Origin of the sequence: Rhodopirellula sp. JB055, from assembly GCF_043100905.1 — a bacterium.
Taxonomy (GTDB): Bacteria; Planctomycetota; Planctomycetia; order Pirellulales; family Pirellulaceae; genus Rhodopirellula.
On sequence record NZ_JBICHO010000497.1, the window covers coordinates 1 to 5,250 of the forward strand.

4 protein-coding genes are annotated in these 5,250 nt (G+C 56.5%); 2 read left to right on the forward strand and 2 right to left on the reverse strand.

The genetic code is table 11. The features are described from left to right. Positions 1-364 precede the first annotated feature (364 nt). On the forward strand, positions 365-3,550 hold the full coding sequence (locus tag ACF8AM_RS19430; RefSeq protein WP_392557243.1) for a HEAT repeat domain-containing protein: 3,186 nt from the start codon (positions 365-367) through the stop codon (positions 3,548-3,550). Positions 3,551-3,568: 18 nt separating this feature from the next. On the opposite strand, the gene ACF8AM_RS19435 is transcribed toward ACF8AM_RS19430, so the two are convergent. Both ACF8AM_RS19435 and tatA read right to left on the reverse strand, forming a co-directional pair. Next, positions 3,569-3,844, reverse strand: a complete 276-nt coding sequence (locus ACF8AM_RS19435; RefSeq protein ID WP_008659693.1) for a twin-arginine translocase TatA/TatE family subunit — start codon at positions 3,842-3,844, stop codon at positions 3,569-3,571. 1 nt (position 3,845) lies between these two features. Continuing rightward, positions 3,846-4,070: a twin-arginine translocase TatA/TatE family subunit gene (tatA, locus tag ACF8AM_RS19440; RefSeq protein WP_231846452.1), complete on the reverse strand. Its 225-nt coding sequence runs from the start codon at positions 4,068-4,070 to the stop codon at positions 3,846-3,848. Between the two features lie 793 nt (positions 4,071-4,863). Here tatA and ACF8AM_RS19445 point away from each other — a divergent pair. Then, a partial coding sequence (locus ACF8AM_RS19445) for a phage integrase N-terminal SAM-like domain-containing protein (RefSeq protein WP_392557244.1) occupies positions 4,864-5,250 on the forward strand: 387 nt, incomplete at its 3' end.

The following is a 5,250-nucleotide window of genomic DNA, read 5'->3' on the forward strand; positions in this document are numbered from 1 at the left end:
CCATGGCGAAGAAGGCAAGAAGGATCTGGAGGCGGCAGAGAAAAGCACGGAAGCCAAACGAGCGGAGTTGGTGCAGGCGATTCAAGACGCAATCGTTCCGGTGACTCACACGGTCGTGATCACGCCGGCGAAATAGAAGTGGTATGAATATGGTCAGCAGGAGTCATTGTGCGTGATTCCATGAGCCACAACCCAGGGCGTTGCCCTGGGGCTGGCATAGGGCTGCCCCGTTGGGGCGAAGTCGTGGAACAAAACCTGCGCAGTCCAAACCTCCAACCGCTTGCATGCTATTCCGATCCTGCTTGCCTTCTTCGGTGATGTTTCTGTTGTTTGGAAGAGTACGAAACCGACACTTTGATACCCAATGAGCCAACCGATGCTGATGAGCCAACAAATGAGAGCGAACCCAATGCGAAACCAGTGGTTGTTGGTTGTTGTTCTTTGGTGTGCGACCGGTTGTGGTTGGCTGAATGTCGCAGTGTCCCAGGATTCGCCCGCCGGCAATGACGAGGTTGCCCGTGTGATGCGAGAGTTTGAAGGACGCGGGGATCTTGGAGACGATTCCGATCCTGCGACACCCGCCGAAACGATTGCTCGTTTGAAGGTTCCCGATGACTTGCAAATGGAACTGGTCGCGGGAGAACCAGACGTGACCCAGCCGATCCACATCAGCTTTGATTTCAAAGGCCGAATGTGGGTGGTGCAGTATCGTCAGTACCCGTTTCCGGCGGGACTGAAAGTGGTGCGCTACGACCAACACTTGCGAGCTGTTTTTGATAGCACGCCGATCGCTCCACCCAATCATGTTGCCGGGGCTGACTGCGTGACGGTGTGGGAAGACACCAACGGTGACGGTTCGTATGACTCGCATCGAGATGTCATCGAAGGCCTCAACATTGCCACCAGCGTCGCGGTCGGTACGTCGGGGATTTGGGTAATGAACCCACCGTACTTGTTGTTCTATCCGGATGCCGATCACGACGCGAAGGTTGATGGGGAGCCAACCGTTCATCTGACGGGTTTTGGTTTGGAAGACACCCACGCGGTCGCGAACAGTTTGAGAATTGGCCCCGACGGTTGGCTGTACGGTGCCAACGGCAGCACCACAACCGCCTCCATTCGTGCCCCTTTGTCGGACCGACCGGACCAAGCGACCTCGTTTCAGGGGCAATGCATTTGGCGGTACCACCCGGAATCGCATCGGTTTGAAATCTTTGCCGAAGGAGGCGGCAACACGTTCGGTTTGGAAATCGAGGAGAGCGGGCTCACGTTCTCCGGAACCAACCACGGCAACACCCGTGGCATGTTCTATCCGCAAGGCAGCTATGGCACGAAGTCGTGGGGTAAACATGGTCCGCTGACCAACCCGCATGCCTATGGTTTCTTTCAACATATGCGATCCGAAGGTGATCGCCGGCGGTTCACGCAAGCGTTGGTGGTTTACCAAGACAATGTGCTTCCGCCGCGATATCGCGATCAAGTGATCGCGATCAACCCATTGCAACGATGTGTGATCAGCAGCGAGTTGATCGAGGACACATCGACCTTTCGGACAAGTGATTTTGAAACCACCATCCAGACCGATGATCGATGGTTTCGGCCCGTGGCGATCGCGGTCGGGCCGGACGGAGCGGTCTATTTCGCAGATTGGTACGACACGCGTTTGACGCACGTTGACCCGCGAGACAACTGGCACAAAACCAGCGGCCGAATCTATCGGTTGACCGCCCAGGGGCTTTCATCGTCTTCGAGATGGGATGAGATACTGCCTTCTCGAACTCGGTTTGATTTGTTCGCGATGACGGACGATCAGTTGCTGAATTTGCTGGCACACCCCAGTCGCACGATTCAGTTCCTGACGCTGGAGGTGATCGTTTCGCGAATGGAGCGATCTGAGTCGCTGCAGGACTCACTGGTCGGAATCTTGAAGGATGAGATGGCCGAGCGGCGGTTGCTGGCTCTGTGGGCACTGCAACGCGGAAGTGTTCTCAGCGACGAGGCATTGACCCATTGCTTGCTGTTATCCGAGCCCGACCCCAACATTCGCCGCTGGGCCATTCGATTGCTTGGCGACCAACGGTCCGTGACGGGTGATCAACACAACGCTTTGATCGAACTGGCGAAGCACGAAGGCGACGTTCACGTTCGGTCGCAGTTGGCGTCCACCGCGACTCGCCTGCGTGCTGAACAGGCATTGCCGATCCTTCGTGAGATGATGCTGCGGGATGCGGACCAAGATGACTTGCATCTGCCGCTTTTGATTTGGTGGGGCCTGGAAGGTCAATGTGAAAAACACGCGGAAGCCGTTGCAGCATTGTTTCAAGACGAGCGACTATGGGAGAGCCGATTGGTCCGTGAGACGATCTTGAATCGATTGATGCGGCGTTTGGCGGCGGAAGGTTCGCCGGAAAGCTATCGGGTCGGTGCGAGGTTGTTGGCCATGGCACCCAATGACGATGCCAAGGCGATCCTGATGCAAGGGTTTGAAGAAGCCTTTGTGGGGCGGAAAGTCGAGGTGTTGCCGGAAGCTCTTCAGGAACAACTTGCAATCTTTCGAAAGGCTCGTCCTGGTTCGGATTTGCCGCTGCGTTTGCGTCAGGGCGATGCCGCGGCGATCGAGCGAGCGTTGCAGTTGATCGAGCGGTCCGCGACTCCTATCCGCACCAAGGTCGCCTTGATTGAAACGCTCGGTGAGATCCAAGACGAAAAGGCTCTCGCGGTCCTGCGGCGACGACTCCAGGGCGATCCATCTGACGCGGTCAAGTTGGCTGCCCTGCAAGCTCTTTCGCGTTTCCCCAGTGAAGCGATTGGTCCATGGGTCGCATCCGCTTATCAATCCTCGATGGATGATCGCGGCAACTTGAGAGAGACAGCGATTCGGGTTCTCTCCAGTCGTGAGAAATGGGCGTTGGTGTTGTTGAATGAAATCGATGCGGCCAAAATCAACGTCGAGCGAGTTCCCGCGGATGTGGTCGTTCAAATGCAGGCCTTTAACAACCCCGCCCTGCGAGAGCGAGTCACGAAGCACTGGGGAGTCGTGCGGGCGACTCCCACCGAAAAGCAAAACCAGATCAACGCGTTGCAAACTCTCGTTCGGTCGACAACGCAATCGGATCTCGGTCATGGCAAGGTCTTGTTCACCAAGCATTGCGGTACCTGTCACCGATTGTTTGGCGAAGGTGGCAAGGTAGGACCGGATCTGACGGGATATGAACGGTCCAACTTGGATTTTCTATCGTTGGCCATCATCGATCCGTCGGCGGCGATTCGAGAAGAGTTCACCAACTACCGATTGCTGACTTCGGATGGTCAGGTCCTGAGCGGTTTGCTAGAGGATCAAACGCCCGATACGGTGACCATCCGAACGGCCGAGGGCAATGCGGTGCGAGTCAACCGGGATGACATCGAGACTCTGCAAGCGTCGCCGGTTTCGCTGATGCCAGAAAACATCCTCGCTGCGTTGTCGCCCGAGGATGTGGGTGATTTGCTGGCGTACCTGCAGCAACCGGTTCGAATTCAGTTGGCTCCGGAAGCAGCGAGTGCCAACTGATGTTCGTGCGAGAACGCATCACTCCGGGGGAGTGAACTTGGGCGCCGAAGGTTCATCGGGTTCCTCTTCTTCGTCGTCATACGACGTGGATTTGGCGGGCGGTGTGTCCATCGACATCGCCCGGCTCGCTTCGTCTTGAACCTGACGGAACTGCTGCTGAACATCCTGCAGGCTGCGTCGGAATTGGCTGTACGTCGAGCCAAATTTTCTCGCGACTTCCGGCAGGTTGCCACCAAAGAGGACCACCGCGATCACTCCGATCACGGCCAGTTCAAATGGGCTGAGACCAAACATCTCAGGCCTTCTCGTCGGTGCGATCCGTTGCTTCGTCTTCGTCGTCGCCTGACTCGGCCATGCCCCGTTTGAATTCGTTGGCACTGCGTCCCAGGTTTCGCATCAACGATGGCAGCTTGGCACCACCGAACAGAACCAAGCAAATCACCAACACGATCAGCATTTCGGGCAAGCCGGGGAAGCCAAACGCCAGGAACAATCCGGTCGCCATCGAACTCACAGTCATCAACATTCCATCTATCCCGCTAAACAAAGTGGTGTGCGACCCATGCCAACGCGACATGCATCGGGGCCGACCATCTCACGACATTCTGCGCTGACGCCGCCTCGTCAACCCGATTCCAACGTTGGATCCGGTCAAACGAACGCAGTTTCACCTCCAAGGGGTGGGGTGACAGCCATCGAATGCAATGAAACGATCATTCGGCGTCGGCGAAAGCGGGTAGGTCATTCGCGGGTGTGTCAGCAAAATTCGCGTGGTGCACGCATTTTTTCGCTGAGCCCGTTCGAATACCTCCGGACCGAAGCAACGGACGTCGTTTCCAAGTCCGTCGCAATATTCTAGCCACCGGTGTCCGAATGTCAAAGCCGGATAGGTGCGTCGCTGTGCACCCAATTCAGCTCTGCAACCAAGCCAATCGTGCAGCTTCTAAATGCTGTGTTCAGAAGCGACGATCATCACCCTCCCCCTGGGATAGTCGAGTGAAGCGAGGGGAGGGTTCAGCATTGAGGACAGCGCGTAACCCTCACCGGCCCGAAGCGAGCCGACATCCCAAAGGGAGGGTGAAGTAAAACGGCAGTTGCAACCCACGCCACATCCCGAGCTCAGTCTCGCACCACCAAATGATGCGTATGGAAAACACTCACCCTCACTCACGTACCATTCGCCTGGAATCTGTTGTCGATTCAGCAGCAAATCCTGCTTTCGGATGCTGTTCTATCATTCGTTGTTCCGAAAAGTGCCCGGATTGAGACGGATTCGCATTGCTTGTCCTGCTTGGCTCGCTGAACGTTAGCCGTTGGTTGTTCAATGTCTGGTCCGCGAGTTGCGGATCCGATTTTACTCCGTCAACACCATCAAAAACTATCGCTCCGCTTGGGTCTGCTTCCTTCGCTGGTACCGGGGACCGCTGGACCAGATCAACCAAGAGGACATTCGGGAGTATCTGGAACGGCTGGTCAATGGCGGTGCGTCGGCGTCGGAGGTCAGCGTCACGTTGTCGGCACTGCGAACCGGCCTGGACAAATTCTGTTTGTTGCGTTGCACGGTTGGACTGGTGTCCCCGCGAAAGTCAAAATCCCGATTCAAACGGCGCGTATGCGGTGACGTTGGGCGTTTGGAAGGATGGTCAATTGCTTCCTCTGCCGGGAATGCGAGCGACGATGCCGCGCCAAGATTGGGTTTC